The 17,923-nt window shown below is 67.0% G+C and carries 15 protein-coding genes; 5 read left to right on the top strand and 10 right to left on the bottom strand.

Going from position 1 to position 17,923, the window contains the following annotated elements; genetic code table 11:
- Positions 1-177 precede the first annotated feature (177 nt).
- Complete coding sequence (rpsA, locus tag J2S73_RS01225) at positions 178-1,890, top strand: 30S ribosomal protein S1 (RefSeq protein ID WP_306883600.1); 1,713 nt, start codon at positions 178-180, stop codon at positions 1,888-1,890.
- 351 nt (positions 1,891-2,241) lie between these two features.
- Positions 2,242-2,388: a DUF3096 domain-containing protein gene (locus J2S73_RS01230; protein WP_306883601.1), complete on the top strand. Its 147-nt coding sequence runs from the start codon at positions 2,242-2,244 to the stop codon at positions 2,386-2,388.
- Between the two features lie 112 nt (positions 2,389-2,500).
- Here the strand turns inward: J2S73_RS01230 and J2S73_RS01235 are convergent, their stop codons facing one another.
- From J2S73_RS01235 to J2S73_RS01260, 6 genes are all read right to left on the bottom strand, one after another.
- A complete protein-coding gene (locus J2S73_RS01235; protein ID WP_306883602.1) occupies positions 2,501-3,370 on the bottom strand; it encodes an RNA polymerase factor sigma-32 in 870 nt (289 codons plus the stop codon).
- 185 nt (positions 3,371-3,555) lie between these two features.
- Positions 3,556-4,149, bottom strand: coding sequence for a CarD family transcriptional regulator (locus J2S73_RS01240; RefSeq protein ID WP_306883603.1), 594 nt, complete (start codon positions 4,147-4,149; stop codon positions 3,556-3,558).
- Between the two features lie 435 nt (positions 4,150-4,584).
- Positions 4,585-4,923 (bottom strand): ferredoxin FdxA, encoded by a 339-nt coding sequence (gene fdxA, locus J2S73_RS01245; protein ID WP_306883604.1) that lies wholly within the window; start codon positions 4,921-4,923, stop codon positions 4,585-4,587.
- 179 nt (positions 4,924-5,102) lie between these two features.
- Complete coding sequence (locus tag J2S73_RS01250) at positions 5,103-5,426, bottom strand: RNA-binding S4 domain-containing protein (protein WP_306883605.1); 324 nt, start codon at positions 5,424-5,426, stop codon at positions 5,103-5,105.
- Positions 5,413-8,697 (bottom strand): helicase-related protein, encoded by a 3,285-nt coding sequence (locus J2S73_RS01255; RefSeq protein ID WP_306883606.1) that lies wholly within the window; start codon positions 8,695-8,697, stop codon positions 5,413-5,415. Before J2S73_RS01255 ends, J2S73_RS01250 begins: the two co-directional genes overlap by 14 nt.
- 784 nt (positions 8,698-9,481) lie before the next feature.
- The gene (locus tag J2S73_RS01260; protein WP_306883607.1) at positions 9,482-10,303 is read right to left on the bottom strand and encodes a DUF3108 domain-containing protein; all 822 of its coding nucleotides are present in this window, start codon (positions 10,301-10,303) and stop codon (positions 9,482-9,484) included.
- Positions 10,304-10,636: 333 nt separating this feature from the next.
- On the opposite strand from J2S73_RS01260, the gene rpmB reads away from it, so the two are divergent.
- Both rpmB and J2S73_RS01270 read left to right on the top strand, forming a co-directional pair.
- Positions 10,637-10,930 (top strand): 50S ribosomal protein L28, encoded by a 294-nt coding sequence (gene rpmB, locus J2S73_RS01265; protein ID WP_306883608.1) that lies wholly within the window; start codon positions 10,637-10,639, stop codon positions 10,928-10,930.
- 44 nt (positions 10,931-10,974) lie between these two features.
- On the top strand, positions 10,975-11,625 hold the full coding sequence (locus tag J2S73_RS01270) for a queuosine precursor transporter (RefSeq protein WP_306883609.1): 651 nt from the start codon (positions 10,975-10,977) through the stop codon (positions 11,623-11,625).
- Between the two features lie 44 nt (positions 11,626-11,669).
- Here J2S73_RS01270 and J2S73_RS01275 read toward each other — a convergent pair whose 3' ends face one another.
- The 4 genes from J2S73_RS01275 to J2S73_RS01290 all read right to left on the bottom strand — a co-directional run bounded on the left by J2S73_RS01275 (position 11,670) and on the right by J2S73_RS01290 (position 16,333).
- The gene (locus J2S73_RS01275) at positions 11,670-12,713 is read right to left on the bottom strand and encodes an esterase-like activity of phytase family protein (protein WP_306883610.1); all 1,044 of its coding nucleotides are present in this window, start codon (positions 12,711-12,713) and stop codon (positions 11,670-11,672) included.
- Positions 12,710-14,605: a cobaltochelatase subunit CobT gene (gene cobT / locus J2S73_RS01280; RefSeq protein ID WP_306883611.1), complete on the bottom strand. Its 1,896-nt coding sequence runs from the start codon at positions 14,603-14,605 to the stop codon at positions 12,710-12,712. The genes J2S73_RS01275 and cobT overlap by 4 nt, the downstream gene beginning before the upstream one ends.
- A 45-nt stretch (positions 14,606-14,650) precedes the next feature.
- Positions 14,651-15,637: a cobaltochelatase subunit CobS gene (gene cobS / locus J2S73_RS01285; RefSeq protein ID WP_306883612.1), complete on the bottom strand. Its 987-nt coding sequence runs from the start codon at positions 15,635-15,637 to the stop codon at positions 14,651-14,653.
- 69 nt (positions 15,638-15,706) lie between these two features.
- Entirely contained in the window at positions 15,707-16,333 is a 627-nt protein-coding gene (locus tag J2S73_RS01290; RefSeq protein WP_306883613.1) for a J domain-containing protein, read from the bottom strand.
- A gap of 359 nt (positions 16,334-16,692) precedes the next feature.
- On the opposite strand from J2S73_RS01290, the gene J2S73_RS01295 reads away from it, so the two are divergent.
- Positions 16,693-17,916: an argininosuccinate synthase gene (locus tag J2S73_RS01295; RefSeq protein ID WP_306883614.1), complete on the top strand. Its 1,224-nt coding sequence runs from the start codon at positions 16,693-16,695 to the stop codon at positions 17,914-17,916.
- Positions 17,917-17,923: the final 7 nt, after the last annotated feature.

Genomic DNA, 17,923 nt, shown 5'->3' on the forward strand with positions numbered 1-17,923 from the left:
CCGTGATCTCCGATCCGGCCGCTCGTGGCGTTTCATCCGAGTTATCGAATTGCCGTTCTGCCGGGGCATTTGCGCCGGACCGCTTCGACCAGGAGCGGATCAAACCATCCCCTGCAGAACGGGACGAGCAACACCAACCCCCGGCGCCTGCCGAGCAATCGGCGTCCAGGAGACTGAATGACCCTACAACAAACCCCGTCGCGTGAGGATTTTGCCGCCCTCCTCGATGCTTCGTTCAAAGCGGCCGAAATGCAGGAAGGGACCGTCGTCAAGGGGACGGTGGTCGGCTTCGAAAAAGATCTCGCCGTCATCGACGTCGGCCTCAAGGTCGAAGGCCGCGTCCCGCTGAAGGAATTCGGTGCCAAGGGCCGTGAAGGCACGCTCAACATGGGCGACGAGGTCGAGGTTTACCTCGAGCGCGTCGAGAACGCCCTGGGCGAGGCCGTGCTGTCGCGCGACAAGGCACGCCGTGAAGAGAGCTGGGTCCGGCTCGAGGAAGCCTTCAACAAGAACGAGAAGGTCACCGGCCAGATCTTCAATTCCGTCAAGGGCGGCTTCACCGTCGATCTCGACGGCGCCGTGGCGTTCCTGCCGCGCAGCCAGGTGGACATCCGTCCGGTCCGCGACGTCGGCCCGCTGATGCACACGCCGCAGCCGTTCCAGATCCTGAAGATGGACAAGCGCCGCGGCAACATCGTCGTGTCCCGCCGCGTCGTCCTGGAAGAGACCCGCGCCGAGCAGCGCTCCGAGCTGGTCCAGAGCCTCGAAGAGGGTCAGGTCATCGAGGGCGTGGTCAAGAACATCACCGATTACGGTGCGTTCGTGGACCTCGGCGGCATCGACGGCCTTCTCCACGTCACCGACATGGCCTGGCGCCGCGTCAATCATCCGACCGAGATCCTAGCCATCGGCCAGACCGTCAAGGTGCAGGTGATCCGTGTCAATCACGACACCCACCGCATCTCGCTCGGCATGAAGCAGCTGATGGCCGACCCGTGGGAAGGCATCGAGGCGAAGTACCCGGTGAACGCGCGCTTCACGGGCCGCGTCAACAACATCACCGACTACGGCGCCTTCGTGGAGCTGGAGCCGGGGATCGAGGGTCTGATCCACGTCTCGGAAATGAGCTGGACGAAGAAGAACGTCCATCCGGGCAAGATCGTCTCCACCAGCCAGGAAGTCGAGGTGGTGATCCTCGAAGTCGACCCGGTGAAGCGGCGCATCTCGCTCGGCCTCAAGCAGACCCTGGAGAATCCCTGGGAGCAGTTCCTGGAGACCCATCCGGTCGGCACCGAGGTCGAGGGCGAGGTCAAGAACAAGACCGAGTTCGGTCTGTTCATCGGCCTGGACGGCGACATCGACGGCATGGTCCACCTGTCCGACCTGGACTGGAACCGGCCGGGCGAGGACGTTATCGCCGACTTCAACAAGGGCGACATGGTCCGTGCGGTCGTGCTCGACGTCGACGTCGAGAAGGAGCGCATCTCGCTGGGCATCAAGCAGCTTCAGGGTGATCCGTTCACCGAGGCCGGCGATGTCCGCAAGGGCGCCATCGTCACCTGCGAAGTGACCCAGGTGCAGGATGCCGGCCTCGAGGTGAAGATCGTCGGGACGGACCTGTCGGCGTTCATCCGCCGCGCCGATCTCGCCCGCGACCGCTCCGAGCAGCGGCCCGAGCGGTTCTCTGTCGGCCAGAAGGTGGACGCCCGCGTCACCCAGTTCGACAAGAAGGCCCGCAAGGTCGCGATCTCGATCAAGGCCCTGGAGATCGCCGAGGAGAAGGAAGCCGTCGCTCAGTACGGTTCCACCGACTCCGGCGCGTCTCTCGGCGACATCCTCGGTGCGGCGCTGAAGGCCCGCGAAGGGGACGAGCCGGAGAAGGAAGAGTAAGGCCGCGCATCTCCCGTACGGGCTGAAACGGCCCGGAGGAAAAGCGGCTGGACGGGTGAACCGGCGCGGGCGATCCGCGTTGGATCCTCGGATCCGACATGAAAAGGGCGGCTCTCGCGGGCCGCCCTTTTTTGTGCCATGAGCGCGCTGCCGTTGTCCGGTCCGGACCGGACCGGAAGCACCTGCTCATGGAACTGGCTCCAGGACCTTTCCCATCGAGACGGGAAGGTCCCGTACACGGGAAGCTGTCATGCCGCCGACGTCCGCGTCGGGCTTATCTGGCAGGGCACTCAGATTGAATCGGGCCGCGGCCGCCCCGGTCCCGGCCGGCTCTCATCAGGAGGACTTCACATGGTGGACGTCGTTGCAATCCAGCCGCTTCTGGCCCTGATCGTCGGGATCCTGATCCTGATCGTGCCGCGGGTTCTGAACATTGCCGTGGCAGCCTATCTGATCGTCGTCGGGCTGCTCGGGCTGTTCCCTGGCCTGCTGGGCTGATCGCTGCGGCGTTCTCCACGTGCGAACGCGAACGCACCGCCGGTATGAGGCGGTGCGGGCCGGTTGTCGACCTGGTGCGGCAAGGGGGAGCGTCTGACCGGACGGGCGGCCGTCAGTTGAAGGCGGCCCGGTCCGGATGATCGCGGAGAAGGGCGGTCCGAAGCTTTTCCAGCGCCCTGTTCTCGATCTGGCGGACCCGCTCCTTGGAGATGCCCAGGGCGGAGCCGAGGCTTTCCAGCGTTGCGCCTTCGTCGGTCAGCCGGCGTTCGCGCACGATGCGCAGTTCGCGCTCGCTCAGCTCCTGCAGCGCATTCTTGAGCCAGCGGCTGCGACGCTCGGTGTCGATGAAGTCGCCGACGGTCTCGTCCTGAAGCGGCTGCTCGCAGATCAGGAAGTCCTGCCGGTCGGCGCTGGTGCCCTCGGTTTCCATAACCGGGGCGTTCAGCGACGTGTCCGGTCCCGACAGGCGGGAATTCATCAGCTCGACGTCGGCCTTGGAGACGCCGACGGCGGTGGCGACCTCCGACATCATGTCCGACGTCATCGTGCTCGACACGCTGTCGCGGGTCAGCCGCGCGCGCAGGCGGCGCAGATTGAAGAAGAGCGCCTTCTGGGTCGACGAGGTGCCGCCGCGCACGATCGACCAGTTTCGCAGGATGTAGTCCTGGATCGACGCGCGGATCCACCAGGTCGCGTAGGTGGAGAAGCGGACGTTGCGTTCCGGCTCGAAACGGGAAGCGGCTTCCAGCAGTCCGACGTGTCCTTCCTGGATCAGGTCGTTCATCGGAAGGCCGAAATTGCGGAACTTGGCGGCGAGCGCGATCACCAGCCGCATGTGCGCCGACGCAAGCCGGTCGAGTGCCGGTTGATCTCCCGTTTCTCGCCATTTCCGGGCGAGCTCCAACTCCTCTTCGCGACCGAGATAGGGCGCGTCCATGGCGGCACGGACAAGCTGGCGACGTGAGATGGTGGCACCGGGCATAGCGTCCTCGCTATTTGATGCGGTTCTAATGCATCTACGATGCCCCCGCGCGACCGGATCATGCGAGCCTCATTGTGGGCGCCGCACGTAATCGTGATCGAAGCAAGGCCAAATAAGAAAACGGGCGCCGAGGGCGCCCGTTCCACATCGCGTTCAGGAAAATTGCCCAAGCAGGCAGGAAAGCCTCAGGCGGCCTCCTCGTGCTCCTCTTCGCCGTCCACGTCGTCGCCGCCTTCTCCGTCGGTCTTCGGACCGCGGCGGGGCGCCTTCGCGAGCTGGGCCTCGATGAGGCGGACGGCCTCGGTCTCCGAGACCTTGTTGACGGCCGCGATCTCGCGCGCCATCCGGTCCAGCGCAGCCTCGAAGAGCTGCCGCTCGGAATAGGACTGCTCGGGCTGGGTGTCGGCGCGGAACAGGTCACGCACGACCTCTGCGATGGACAGCAGGTCGCCGGAATTGATCTTCGCCTCGTATTCCTGGGCGCGGCGGCTCCACATGGTGCGCTTCACCCGGGCGCGGCCGGTGACGACATCCAGGGCTTTCTTTACGGTCGGGCTGTCGGCCAGCTTCCGCAGGCCAGCGCTCTTCGCCTTGGCCACGGGGACGCGCAGCGTCATCTTGTCCTTCTCGAAGTTGACCACGATCAACTCGAGCTTGTGACCAGCGACCTCTTGCTCCTCGATTGCCTCGATCTGACCGACGCCGTGCGCCGGATAGACGATGTAATCCTGGGGCTTGAAGGTCGAACGCTGAACCGATTTTTTTGCCGGGGTGGCCATACGCGTCTGACTCCTGCGCCTTCTTGATGTTCTCGACCGACCTTTATGCCAAAGGCCGAATCGTCTATTGAGCGCCCGATGGCGCTTTTCGTTATTGGATGATCCCGCGCGTCCGGGACGGACCGGCCGTTTCGACCTTCAGGCCGCATTCTGCCGTGAAAACCGCATCTGCTGCCGACGCAGCAAGGCCCGGCCGATTTCGGGAACACTCCTGCGGCCAGAGCTGGTTCGGTTCACGTAAGATGATTGCGGCAGAGAACGCCTCGAAGCGGTCAAGAGGTGCGAGCGATCAAACCAATTCTGCAATATAGCGCAAATTGGGCAAAAATCAAAGGCTTGCCGCATAGCAAAACGGCCGCGGACCGCATTTGGTCCCGGAAACCCGTTGCAACGCGTCGGCGCTGCGGCATGGTTTCGCCATCGCGGTCCGCGTAGTCAGTCGCCCGGACCGGGCTCGGTCGAGAAGTACTTCTCGAACTTGTTCTCGACGCCGTCGAACGAATCCGCTTCCGGCATGGGATCCTTCTTGGCCGTGAGATTGGGCCACTTCGAGGCATACTCGGTGTTGACCTCAAGCCATTTCTCGAGCCCCGGCTCGGTGTCCGGCTTGATGGCGTCGATCGGGCATTCCGGCTCGCACACGCCGCAGTCGATGCACTCGTCGGGATGAATGACGAGCATGTTCTCGCCTTCATAGAAGCAGTCGACCGGACAGACCTCGACACAGTCGGTGTACTTGCATTTGATGCACGCGTCGGTGACGACGTACGTCATTTCCAACCTCCAACCGGGTGCGCCGACCGAGCATTGCGGCGCGACCTTAGAAACTTTTCACTCTGAGTGTGGGCTTTAGCCGTTACGCACGTGCGTCTCAAGCAAGCTCGCACCCCAAACCGTCACTTCGGCAGAAACTTTGTTCGCCGCAAGAGGTTCGGGCACCTCGCGGACGGCCGTCAGCGATCAAGGGAGCCCGGGTCTTCCGGGTCCCGCGGAGGCGGCGTCAGGTCCTCGTAGACGCCCGCCGTCGCCGCGGCCGATCCCCGCCGCTCCGGGCAGGTCTGGATCTTGAGAACCCGAACCCCGCGCGGCCCGGTGATGGTCACCACGTCGCCCGGACCCACCCGACGACCGGACGTTCGCACCTTGTCCCGGTTCACCCGGACCTTGCCGCCGGCGATGAGTTCCTGGGCCAGCCCGCGCGTCTTGGCGAGGCGCGCGCGCCAGATCCACAGGTCCAGCCGAAGCCGGTCCGGGGGCTCCGCCTCAGCCGCGGCCACCCTTGTCACGCTCCATGTTGCGCTTCAGCTCTGCCAGCTTGGCGAACGGCGAATCCGGATCGGCCTTCTTCTCGCGCTCCGGAGGGCCGGACCCGCGCTGGGGCGGCTTGTTTCCGCCGCCCTTGGCCTGCTGATTGGGACGCTTTCCACCGCCCTTGCCGGGATAATGGGATTTTTCCCCGCCGCGCTTGCGGTCCGGACCGCCGCCGGTCCTCGCCTGGGCGCCGCCGGCCTGATCCTGACCGGCTCCCTGTCCCTTCTGGTCGCCGCGGCGTGGCCCGCCGCGCCCGCGACGAGGGCCTTCGCCCTGCCCCTCGCTCCGCCGATCCCGGTGATGCTCGGGGCGCCGGCGGCGTCCCGGCCGCCACACCTCGATCATGGCGGGTTCCGCGCTTGCCTCGGGCGTCGCGTCCGCAACGTCCGCCGACGGGGTCGCCGGTTCGGCCTCCGAGGAGACGTCCGCATCCGCCGCGGCGGCCGGCTCTTCGGTGGCCGGAGCCTCGGCGCCGACCTCGGTCAGGACTTCGGGCGGGGCGGGCTGAGCGGCTGCAGCCTCGTTCGCCCCCGAACCTGCGACCTCGTCCGTGGCGGGCTCGGGAACGTTTTCCTCGGCAGAGGAGGCAGCAATGTCCGGCGCGGGAGTGTCCTCGCTTGCCGCCGGCGCTTCGGCCTCGGTCTCCGACAGGGCCGGGGCCTCGGACACGGTCTCCGACGTCTCGGAGACGGAACTGTCAGGCGTGGCGGAAGCGCCCGTCCCACCGGCGTCGGCAGCCGGCTCGACAGGTTCGACCGGCTGGGGCGGCGCGGGCCGGCGTTCCACCCGGTAGCCGAGCGACTTCAGGACCGACGCGAAATCCTCGCCCGAGCAGCCGAGCAGAGACATCATCGACACGGTGACGGTGAAGCCGCCGCCTTCGGGGATCGCGCCCTCCGGCGGCGTGGTGGCGTCGCCGGACGGCTTCCAGGCAATCAGCGGACGGATCTGGTCGGCGAGACGCTCCAGAATGTCCACGCGCACGGCGCGGTTGCCGCAGACGCGGAAGCCCACGACGCCGTAGAGATCCTTCGGAATTTCCGGGTCGACGGGGATCGAGGTGCGGCCTGACGCCGACAGCTGCGGCAGTTCGGCGAGCCCCGGCACATCGAAGGTCGCGTGCTTGAGCGCCCAGAGCTCCGCCAGGAGCCGGCTCGGCGCCGGCTTGAGCAGGGCCGGAACATAGATGTGGTAGGCGCCGAACCGCACGCCGAGCTGGCGCATGCCGGCGCGGGCCTGCTGGTCCAGGCTCTTGACGTCGTCGGCGACGCGCTGGCGGTCGAGGACGCCCAGCGCCTCGCTGATCTGGAAGGCGAGGCCGCGCGCGATGCCTTCCAGGCCTTCCGCGGCCCTGAGATCGAACAGCGGCTTCAGCTGGGTCTCGATCTGGGCCTTGAGCCAGAGCTGCAGCCGGGTCTGGACCTTTTCCAGAGCCGGTCCGCTCAACTGGTCGTCGGACAGGACCACCAGGCCGGGCGACAGCGTCTCCTCGCCCGGCACGAGCTTGGCCACCGCCTCGCCGTGCCATCGGACCGCGCCGTCGGAGGCCAGCACGAACGCCGCGTCCGGCGCGCTGCCGAGGCGTTCGGCCCGCTTTTCGAACTCGCTGGCAAGCGCTTTCTGGGCCGCTCCGCGCACGGCCTTGAGGTCCGGCGTCTCGGCCGTGGAGACCGGGACGAAGCGGAAGCCGTGCAGGTTGCCGACATGATGTCCCTCGACCATCACGTCTCCCGAGGCGGTAATCTCGGATTCGAGCATATCGTTGTCTCTCAGCCGGCGCATGAGCACGCTGGTTCGGCGGTCGACGAAGCGCTGAGTCAGGCGTTCGTGGAGCGCGTCCGACAGGCGGTCCTCTATAGCGCGGGTGATTCCTCTCCAGTGCGCGGGATCGTCGAGCCAATCGGCACGGTTGGCAACATAAGTCCAGGTCCGGATGTGCGCGATTCGGTTCGACAGGGTGTCGATGTCGCCGTCCGTCCGATCGGCAAAGGCGAGCTGCCTGGAAAACCAATCGTCCGGAACGCGCCCTTCTTGCATGAGGTTCCGGTAAAGGCCAAGCACCAGATCTGCATGGTTTGCCGGCGCGATCCGCCGATAGTCGGGAAGCTGGCACACTTCCCACAGCCGCTCCACCGCCGCCGGACCCCTGGCGAGGCCGCTGATCTCGGGATCCTTGGCCGCGTGTTCGAGGCAGATGATGTCCTCGGAAGTCGGCGCACGGGTGAGGCCCTGTTCCTGAGGCGGGGCGTCGAGTGCCTGCCTGAGCGCGCTGATCGAGGAGAAGTCGAGATCGGGATTGCGCCACTGGAAGAGTTTGATGGGCTCGAAGCTGTGGGTCTCCAGCGCTTCCACCAGATCGTCGCCGAACGGATCGACGCGGCCGGTCACGCCGAAGGTGCCGTCGCGCATGTGCCGGCCGGCGCGGCCGGCGATCTGGCCGAGTTCGCCCGGATTGAGCCTTCGGTACTGGTAGCCGTCGAATTTCCGGTCGGCGGCGAACGCCACGTGGTCCACGTCGAGGTTCAGGCCCATGCCGATCGCGTCGGTGGCGATCAGGAAATCCACGTCGCCGGACTGGAACAGCTCGACCTGGGCGTTGCGGGTGCGCGGGCTCAGCGCACCCAGCACCACCGCCGCGCCGCCCCGCTGGCGGCGGATCAGCTCGGCGATCTGGTAGACCTCGGCGGACGAAAACGCGACCACCGCCGACCGGGTCGGCAGCCGGGTGATCTTCTTGGAGCCGGAATAGCGCAGCACCGACATGCGCGGCCGGGTGACCACGTTGAGGCCCGGCAGCAGCCGCTCCAGGATCGGCCGCGCGGTCGCCGCCCCCAGGAGCAGCGTCTCGGAGTGTCCGCGCAGCCGGAGGATGCGGTCGGTGAAGACGCGGCCGCGTTCCAGGTCGGAGGCGAGCTGAACCTCGTCGATGGCGACGAAATCGACATCGGTGGTCTGCGGCATCGCCTCCACGGTGGAGATGTAGTAGCGCGGATTGTCGGGAAGGATCTTCTCCTCGCCGGTGACCAGGGCGACCTGGTCGGCCCCGACCCGGGCCACCACCCGGCCATAGACCTCGCGCGCAAGCAGGCGCAGCGGCAGGCCGATCAGCCCGGAGCTGTGGCCGAGCATCCGCTCGATCGCCAGATGCGTCTTGCCGGTGTTCGTCGGCCCGAGCACCGCCGTCACCGTACGGGCGCGCGCCTGGCGTGGAAGGGGGATCTGCGACGGAACCGTCATGGAATGGTCGGCTCGAGGAACTTGGCGGGAGGTCGCGGCTTTGCGGGGACACGACGCTGCGAACGGAGGCCCGGGGCCTTCATGGAGAATTGCGGCTCAACGCCGGTCGGCTCCTTGTCCTGCGGTCGGTCCGAATACTGTCGCCACGGGCCGGGATGAAGGACCGGCCGCTCGGACGCTGCCTTCCTGTCTAACACACAGTGGCGCGCTCGCACGCCAAAAATAGGGCCGCTCAAACGCAACCGGAACGAGTCCGGAACGAATCGCGGCCGAATCGGCGACTCATTTCGATTCACGCTTCGTTCCCCGCAACTGGTTGTTTTGAATCGGGAAATCCACCCCAGATCTTGATTCACGGGACGACTGCGGGGCGCCGGCGGGACACGCACTGCGAGTCGCGCTGGCGAATCGAAATGGAGAGAGAGTCAAGCGCCGATCGATCCCGGGCTGACGGATTTTCGCCGCGCAAGTGCGGAGCGGCTTGATGTCACGAAAAAGAACGTAAGTAGACCGAATCGGGATCGAATCGGGCGCCGCTCGAAATTCTGTCTTTGTTCCGGATATGCAGGATGAAACTGGTACATCCGGGAGAATTAGATCAATCAGATTTACCCGTTATTTACTCTGACCTAAGTCTTGCGGCCTTCGTCACATCAGCGGGATCTTGCCGTGTTGCGGGATGCGGGTGCCGGTGAAGCCGCATGACCTGCCGAACGGCGTCCGGACGCAAAAAAGGGCCGGCGTCGGTGACGGCGGCCCCTGGGCGGGTCAGACGGCTGTCGGCCTACTCGGCGGCCGCCAGGCGCACCCCGCGCAGCTTGATATCGGTGGCCTGGACGGACAGGACCCCGTGCGGCGTCTCGATCGAGATGGACACGGGGACGAAGACGTCGTCGCCGACCGCGACGAAGGCGGCTTCCAGGCCCTGATTGCGGGCGAGATAGGCCACGCTTTCGGAGTTGGCCCGGTGACCGGCGATCGGAGTCCAGCGCGCGGAGCACTGGAAGGCCTTGCCGTCGTAGCTCGGCGTGCGCAGTCGGATTTCACCCTTGGGGGCGAGGTCGACCTGGTAGCGGCTCCATCCATCGAAGACCGGAAGCTGGCGGTTGCAGGCTTCTTTCAGGTCCGGTTCCGCGCCGGTCCGGCGGATCGGCAGCACGGCCGCGCTGATCGGATCGAGAATGCCGCGCTTGTGGCCGGCGACCACGTCGACCCGGTCCGGTGCCGGATCGAGCGGGGGGCGGGCGGACAGCGAGGCGACGCTGTGATCGGCGAGCCGCATCGAGACCTTGGTGGTCTCGCCCGGATCGACCGACACCAGCCGGTAGCTGGAGGGCGACAGGCCGGTCTCGCCCAGATGCCCCTTCACTTCCGCGTCGACCTTGGACGCGGTCAGGAGCGAGGCGAAGCCGGTGGGCTTCATGTCGACCTTCACCGAATAGGCGTCGTCGGCCAGGATCACCGACAGGCTGCCCTTGGCGATGGTCACGCCCTTGAAGCTGACGTCGTAGCGCACGCCTGCCGTGGTCCGTTCGCCGGCGGTGGCGGCGCCCGGCCAGGCCGTTGCGGCCAGAAGGATGGCGATCGGGATGAAACGGCGCCGCATGAATCGGAACTGACGTGCCTGCACCTTGTTAACCCTCGTCTGGATCGCGATGAAACCGGGCCGACCGCCCGTGTCGTCTCAGCGTCATGGTTGGCGACGGCTCCTGCCTCGCGTCGGCCTCTCGCCGAGGCCGGGCGGAAACGAAGCACGTCAGCGGCGACGCTAGTCCCGGTATGGTCACCAGCGGGTTAACGTGAGCGCTTCTTTCGGCAACGAAGGGTCGCAGGCCGCTTGACGTGGATCGGCGGTATTCCTATAGAAACGCGATCCCATGACCTAGCGAGATGACGTGGGGGCGGGTGGTCCCGGCCCTCCAGACGAGGATTTTTTGCAATGGCCCGTCGCTGTGAACTGACCGGCAAGGCCGTGCTGACCGGCAACAACGTGAGCCACGCCAACAACAAGACGCGGCGTCGCTTCCTGCCGAACCTGTGCACGGTCACCCTGCTTTCCGACGCGCTCGACCGCGGTGTGCGGCTCCGCGTGAGTGCGGCCGCGCTGCGCTCCGTCGAGCACCGGGGCGGTCTCGACGCCTTCCTGCTCAAGCAGGACGACAAGACCCTGTCGCCGCGCGCGCTGCTTCTGAAGCGCGAGATCGTGGCCAAGAAGACCGAAGCGGCCGCGTAAGTGCCGGTCGTCGACGTCCTCTGCTCGACAAGCAAGGCCAGCCGATGACCCGTTCCGAGCCGTTTGGCGCCCGCCAGATCGTCATTGCCATTGCGGCCATGACGGCGGTGGTGCTCGCCTCGAACATCCTCGTCCAGTATCCGGTCGCGGCCCGGCTCGGGCCGCTCGATCTCGCGGATCTTCTGACGTGGGGTGCGTTCACCTATCCGATCGCCTTCCTGGTGACCGACCTGACCAACCGCCGCTACGGCCCGGCCGCGGCCCGGATGGTCGTGTTCGCCGGGTTCACCGTCGCGCTCGCCCTGTCGGTCGTTCTGGCGACGCCGCGCATCGCGATCGCGTCCGGGTCGGCCTTCCTCGTCGCCCAGCTCCTGGACGTCACCATCTTCGACCGGCTCCGCCGCGGCGCCTGGTGGCGGGCGCCGCTGGTCTCGTCGGTGATCGGATCGCTGGTCGACACGATCCTGTTCTTCGGGATCGCCTTCGCCGCCGTATTCGTCTTCCTGGGCCCGAACGATGGCTTCGCCATCGGCTCCGCGCCGTTGCTCGGCGTGCTGCCGGTCGAAGTGCCGCGCTGGATGTCGTGGGCGCTCGGCGACCTGTCGGTGAAGCTCCTGGTCGCGCTGGTTCTGCTGGCGCCCTACCGGGTCCTGATGGCGCTGATCGGCGCGCCGCCGGCCCGCTCCGCAGCCTAGAGCCCTGTCTGACAGCGATGTTCCGGTCGTGGCCGGACGGGCGGCTAGCCGGGCTTTGCCTGGGGCACCGGCGTCTCCAGCCGAAATCGCAGCACCAGCGTGCGCTGGAACAGGGACCTGTTGTCGTCGGAGACGAGGGTGACCACCGGCCGCCCGGCGCGGTCGGCGCTGACCGCAATGCCTTCCATATTGTCGATCTCATAGGCGAAATCGGCCTCGATCACGACCGGACCGTCGAGCGGGGCGGAGCCGGCGAGCGCATCGCGCCCGATCCGGCGGATGCGCATGGCGATATCGATGCCGCCCGCATAGCGCCGCTCCAGAAGCAGAAGGTCCCCTCGCGGCAGGAAGGCCGCACCTGTCGGCCGGAACCCGTCCGAGCGCACCAGCCGCATCCGCTGGCTTGCGCCGCCCGGTGACAGGCGCCAGACCGGGAGGGCGTCGGGACCGGTTGCGACCGGGCCGCGGCTGCAGCCGCGCTCGGCGAACAGGAAGAGAGTGCCGGCGACGGGGCTCGACGGAGGAGCCACGTCCATGGCTTCGATCCCGCCATTGGGCGGCAGGCAGCGCATCTCCGCGGGCAGCGAAACAGACCGCGGCGTGGCCGACACGGGATCGGCGCCCGGATAGGCGAGCAGCGCGCGGCCGACCTCCACGGAGACCAGAACTTCGTCGCCCCGTCGGGCGAGCGACTCGGCGTCCTGGTTCGGCTTGTCGGAAATCGGCTGCCCGTCGGTTCCCAGACGCGGCGCGAGATCGGCGCTCCGGATGCCGAGCGGGGCGCCGTCCGGATCCTGCCGGAGGTCCAGCGTCAGCCAGGAGCCGAGGTCCGATACGGCGAGAAGGGTCGCCCCGTCGTCCGACACCAGAAGGCCGGACAGGGCGCCGAACGCACGGCTGCGGGAGGTGAGGGACAGCCCGCCCAGAAAGCGGAGATCCCCGTACCGGCTGATCTCGTCGCGGACGTGGAAGGCCCGGATCGGGGTCGCCTGGACTTCGATCGGCTCGGCGTGGGCGGACACTGCGCCGAGGGGCAGCCAGAGCCCCAGAGCGGCCAGTGCAAGGGCGAGACGCCCGGAACGCCTCACGCAGCGCCGCGTCGGCCGCGCGGGGTCTGGGTTTCCTCCGCGAACAGGGAAGCGAGCTGCTCCACGATCGCGCCCGCCAGCTCGTCGGCATCGACGATGGTGACGGCCCGCCGATAGTAGCGCGTGACGTCGTGGCCGATGCCGATGGCGATGAGTTCGATCGCCGAATTGGTCTCGATCTCGTCGATCACGGCGCGCAGGTGCCGCTCCAGATAGTTGCCGCTGTTCACCGAGAGCGTGGAATCGTCGACCGGCGCCCCGTCGGAGATCATCATCAGGATGCGCCGGCTTTCCGGGCGGCCGAGCAGGCGACCGTGGGCCCACTCCAGCGCCTCGCCGTCGATGTTCTCCTTCAGGAGCCCTTCGCGCATCATCAGGCCGAGATTGCGCCGCGACCGGCGCCAGGGCGTGTCGGCCGACTTGTAGACGATGTGGCGCAGATCGTTCAGCCGGCCCGGCGAGACCGGCTTGCCGTTCTGCAGCCAGTTTTCCCGCGACTGGCCGCCCTTCCAGGCGCGCGTCGTGAAGCCCAGGATCTCCACCTTGACGCCGCAGCGCTCCAGGGTCCGGGCGAGAATGTCGGCGCAGGTCGCCGCGACCGTGATCGGCCGCCCGCGCATGGAGCCGGAATTGTCCAGGAGGAGCGTGACGACGGTGTCGCGGAAGTTGGCTTCCCGTTCGCGCTTGAAGGCGAGCGGCTGCATCGGGTCGATGACGATACGGGCGAGCCGCGCGGTATCGAGCCAGCCTTCCTCCTGATCGAATTCCCAGGCGCGGTTCTGCTGGGCCATCAGCCGGCGCTGCAGCCGGTTCGCGAGCCGGGCGACGACGCCCTGAAGATGGGAGAGCTGCTTGTCCAGAAAACCGCGGAGCCGGTCCAGCTCGGCGGAATCGCACAGCTCCTCCGCCTTGATGATCTCGTCGAAGCGGGTGGTGTAGACCCGGTAGTCGACCTCGGCCCGGCGCAGCCCCGTGGGCGGCTCGGCGCGCGCGGCCTCGCCGGATTCCCGAGGATCGGCCAGGTCGTCGTCCCGGTAGTCCTCGCTGGTGGATTCGGCGCTCTCCGACTCGCTCGCCTCTTCCTCTTCGCCGAGGGTCTCGGTCTCCTGGGGGGCGGCCGCGTCCTCCTGGTCCTCCTGGCCTTCGGCCGAGGATTCGTCGTCGCTGGAGGTGTCGGAGTTGTCCTCGCTCTCCGGATCGCTGTCCTCGTCCTCCTCCTGATCGGAGCTCATCTCCTCGGCCATGTCGAGGGCGGCGAGAACGTCGCGGATGGCGGTGCCGAAGCGCTGCTGGTCCTCCAGGGTGGAGCCGAGCTCATCGAGATCCCGGCCGACCTTGTCCTCGATCCAGGGACGCCAGAGATCGACCAGGCGCTGGGCGCTTTCCGGGGGCTTCTGGCCGGTCAGCCGCTCGCGCACCATGAGCGACAGGGCGTCCTCGATGGGCGCGTCGGCCCGGTCGGTGATCTCGTGGTAGTTGCCGCGGAAATAGCGGTCCTCGAGCATCGCCGACAAGTTGCTGGCGACGCCCTCCATCCGGCGGCTTCCGATCGCCTCGCAGCGGGCCTGTTCGATGGCGTCGAAGATGCCCCGGGCCTCGCGGCCGTTGGGGACGAGGCTCGTGTGCAGCTTGGGGTCGTGGCAGGCGAGCTTGAGCGCCATGGAATCGCCGACCCCGCGGGCGACCGCGGTATCCGCCTCGGTGCGCCGCCGCGGCGGTTCCGGCAATCGCGCCTTGTGGCCGGTCAGGGCCGGGCGATCGTTGGAGAACGAGACTTCAAGCTCCGGATCGCGCGAGACCGCGCGCATGGTCGCCGTGACGGCGCGCTTGAACGCGTCGTTCCGGTTCCCGGCCGGATTGCCGTTCTTGTCCCAGTTGCTTCCCTGCGTCATAGCGGGCGGTCCCTGGCTGGCAGACCCCAATAGCCCCGAACGCGATCAGCTCATGACGACGTTGGCGGCGGACTGGGTCAGCTCCGTGCCGAAGCAGCGCTGGTAAAATTCCGACACGATCGACTGTTCGGTCTCGTCGCACTTGTTCAGGAAGGTGAGCTGAAAGGCGAACGGCACGTCCCCGAAGATCTCGGCATTCTCCGCCCAGGTGAGCACCGTGCGCGGGCTCATCACCGTAGAAAGATCGCCGTTCATGAAGGCGTTGCGCGTCAGATCCGCCAGACGGACCATCTTGGAGACGGTCTCGCGACCTTCCTCGCTGCGGTAGTGCGGCGACTTGGCGAGGATGATGTCGACCTCGTTGTCGTGCGGCAGATAGTTCAGCGTCACCACGATCGACCAGCGGTCCATCTGGCCCTGGTTGATCTGCTGGGTGCCGTGATAGAGGCCGGACGTGTCGCCGAGACCGACCGTGTTCGCCGTGGCGAACAGCCGGAAGGAGGGATGCGGCCGGATCACCCGGTTCTGGTCGAGCAGCGTCAGACGTCCCTGGACCTCCAGCACGCGCTGGATGACGAACATCACGTCCGGGCGGCCGGCGTCGTACTCGTCGAACACCAGTGCGGTGTTGGTCTGCAGCGCCCACGGCAGGATGCCGTCGCGGAACTCCGTCACCTGCTGGCCGTCGCGAATGACGATCGCGTCCTTGCCGATCAGGTCGATCCGCGAGATGTGGCTGTCGAGGTTGACGCGCACGCAGGGCCAGTTGAGCCGCGCCGCGACCTGCTCGATGTGGGTCGACTTACCGGTGCCGTGGTAGCCCGTGACCATGACGCGCCGGTTGCGGGCGAAGCCGGCCAGGATGGCCAGCGTGGTCGGCCGGTCGAAGAGATAGTCGGGATCCAGATCCGGAACGTGCTCGGAGCGTTCCGAGTAGGCCGGAACGTCGAAGTCGGCATCGATGCCGAACACCTGCCGGGCCGACACGTTCATGTCGGGCAGTCCGGGACTTTCCATAGTCTCAGCGGTCATTGTTCCTCCATCGCGCACGACGTTCGCGCGTCGAGGCCGGCGGGAGAACCCCGCCAAGCGGGCAAGAGATCAACAGTAGCCGGCGCGCCTTAGCACCGTATAGGCTTGAATGATACGCCGGAGCCGTTCTTCCGATCCGCGATCGCCGTGGTTCGCGTCCGGATGATGGCGTTTCACCAGGGTCTTGTAGCGCGACTTGATGTCGTCACGCGAGGCGCTTTCCTCAAGTCCGAGTGTTTCCAGCGCCCGCCGCTCCGGGCCGAGCGCCCTTCGGCGCGGCCGATTGTCGCTGTCGGGGGCGGGTTTGGCGCCGTCTTCCCCGAACAGGCCGAACGGATCCTCGTAGAGGCCGCTCCAGGCCGTCTGGGGCTTGCTGTCGGCCGCCTGGCCGCGCTTTTCCGCCCAGGAATTGACGCCGACCTTCCGGGTGGGCCGGTGCCCGACGATGGCGTCCTTCTGGAAGGCCTGGACCGCCTCGTCGCTCATCCCGTCGAAATAGTTGTAGGTCTTGTTGTAGGCGCGCACGTGGTCGAGGCAGAGCAGCAGATACTGCCCCTCGCGGCCGCGGCCCATGGGCGCGCGATACAGGCCGCGCGCCGTGCACCCCTTGTGCGCGCACGTCGGAGCCTCGGGCGCCGGTTCGTCCGACGCCCGTTTGATGCGAATGCGGTCGAAGTGTTTCGAGTCGAGCTTCATCGCGGCGCATTATGGGCAGGCGCATCCGGGCGAACAAGCTCTTGACGGACGTCGAGAATCGGACCGGGCGCACGAAAACGGAAGTGGGGCTGCCGACCGTGCCGTCGGCGGAGGGGTGGAAATGGGGCCGCGCGGCGAAATTTCCATAGGCATGGCTGGGATGTGGCGCTGACGGCTACCCTTGGAGCGCGCAGTGTGCTTTTGGTGCACGCGGAATGCGGATGCCGGTTCCGTGCCGGCCGATTGCCGGGCTGCGGCGCGAGGCCGCGGCAGCCGGTGGAACCGGCTGCGTCCGCGAGGCTGCAAATCGCGGCGGAGCGATGCTGGTCGTCCGCCCCGGGTGTGCTCAAGGAGGTTTCATGGCCGAATACGGCGCCATCAAAAAGGTCGTGCTTGCCTATTCCGGCGGGCTGGACACGTCGATCATCCTGAAGTGGCTGCAGACCGAGCTCGGCGCCGAAGTGGTCACCTTCACCGCCGATCTCGGCCAGGGCGAAGAGTTGGCGCCGGCGCGGGAGAAGGCCGAGCGCGCGGGCATCAAGGAGATCTACATCGAGGACGTGCGCGAGGAGTTCTGCCGCGACTTCGTCTTTCCGATGTTCCGCGCCAACGCCGTCTACGAGGGCACCTATCTGCTCGGCACCTCGATCGCCCGGCCGCTGATCTCCAAGCGCCTCGTTGAGATCGCCCGGGAGACCGGTGCCGACGCGATCGCCCATGGCGCGACCGGCAAGGGCAACGACCAGGTCCGCTTCGAGCTGTCGGCCTATGCGCTGAACCCGGACATCAAGGTGATCGCGCCGTGGCGCGACTGGGAGTTCAAGTCGCGCACCGAGCTGCTCGATTTCGCCGAGAAGAACCAGATCCTCGTCACCAAGGACAAGCGCGGCGAGGCGCCGTTCTCCGTCGACGCCAACCTTCTGCACTCGTCCTCCGAGGGCAAGGTTCTGGAGGATCCGAACGAGACCCCGCCACCCTACGTCTATCAGCGCACCGTCAGCCCCGAAGAGGCGCCGGACCGGCCCGCCATCGTGACGATCGGCTTCAAGAACGGCGATCCGGTGTCGATCGACGGCAAGCCGATGAAGCCGCACGAGCTTCTGGCCGCGCTCAACGATCTCGGCCGCGACAACGGCATCGGCCGGCTCGATCTGGTCGAGAACCGCTTCGTCGGCATGAAGTCGCGCGGCGTCTACGAGACCCCGGGCGGCACGATCCTGCTCGTCGCCCACCGGGCGATCGAATCCATCACCCTCGACCGGGGTGCCGGCCACCTCAAGGACGAGCTGATGCCGCGCTATGCGGAGCTCATCTACAACGGGTTCTGGTTCTCGCCGGAGCGGCTGATGCTGCAGGCGGCGATCGACAAGAGCCAGGAGAATGTCGAGGGCACCGTCCGCCTCAAGCTCTACAAGGGCAACGTCATCGTCGAGGGCAGGGAATCGCCCAAGTCCCTCTATTCCGACGCGCTGGTCACCTTCGAGGACGATCACGGCGCCTACGACCAGAAGGACGCCGCCGGCTTCATCCGGCTCAACGCGCTGCGTCTGAGGACCCTGGCGAAGCGGGACGGCGGGGCCTGATCCGGTC

This window comes from Amorphus orientalis (assembly GCF_030814015.1).
GTDB classification, from domain to species: domain Bacteria; phylum Pseudomonadota; class Alphaproteobacteria; order Rhizobiales; family Amorphaceae; genus Amorphus; species Amorphus orientalis.

Excerpts from the sequence above, each read along its gene's own strand:
- J2S73_RS01290 (WP_306883613.1), bottom strand. The coding sequence starts at position 16,333 with ATGAAGCTCGACTCGAAACACTTCGACCGCATTCGCATCAAACGGGCG.
- rpsA (WP_306883600.1), top strand. The coding sequence starts at position 178 with ATGACCCTACAACAAACCCCGTCGCGTGAGGATTTTGCCGCCCTCCTC.
- J2S73_RS01240 (WP_306883603.1), bottom strand. The coding sequence starts at position 4,149 with ATGGCCACCCCGGCAAAAAAATCGGTTCAGCGTTCGACCTTCAAGCCC.
- fdxA (WP_306883604.1), bottom strand. The coding sequence starts at position 4,923 with ATGACGTACGTCGTCACCGACGCGTGCATCAAATGCAAGTACACCGAC.
- rpmB (WP_306883608.1), top strand. The coding sequence starts at position 10,637 with ATGGCCCGTCGCTGTGAACTGACCGGCAAGGCCGTGCTGACCGGCAAC.
- J2S73_RS01235 (WP_306883602.1), bottom strand. The coding sequence starts at position 3,370 with ATGCCCGGTGCCACCATCTCACGTCGCCAGCTTGTCCGTGCCGCCATG.
- J2S73_RS01295 (WP_306883614.1), top strand. The coding sequence starts at position 16,693 with ATGGCCGAATACGGCGCCATCAAAAAGGTCGTGCTTGCCTATTCCGGC.
- J2S73_RS01260 (WP_306883607.1), bottom strand. The coding sequence starts at position 10,303 with ATGCGGCGCCGTTTCATCCCGATCGCCATCCTTCTGGCCGCAACGGCC.
- J2S73_RS01270 (WP_306883609.1), top strand. The coding sequence starts at position 10,975 with ATGACCCGTTCCGAGCCGTTTGGCGCCCGCCAGATCGTCATTGCCATT.
- cobT (WP_306883611.1), bottom strand. The coding sequence starts at position 14,605 with ATGACGCAGGGAAGCAACTGGGACAAGAACGGCAATCCGGCCGGGAAC.
- cobS (WP_306883612.1), bottom strand. The coding sequence starts at position 15,637 with ATGACCGCTGAGACTATGGAAAGTCCCGGACTGCCCGACATGAACGTG.
- J2S73_RS01230 (WP_306883601.1), top strand. The coding sequence starts at position 2,242 with ATGGTGGACGTCGTTGCAATCCAGCCGCTTCTGGCCCTGATCGTCGGG.
- J2S73_RS01255 (WP_306883606.1), bottom strand. The coding sequence starts at position 8,697 with ATGACGGTTCCGTCGCAGATCCCCCTTCCACGCCAGGCGCGCGCCCGT.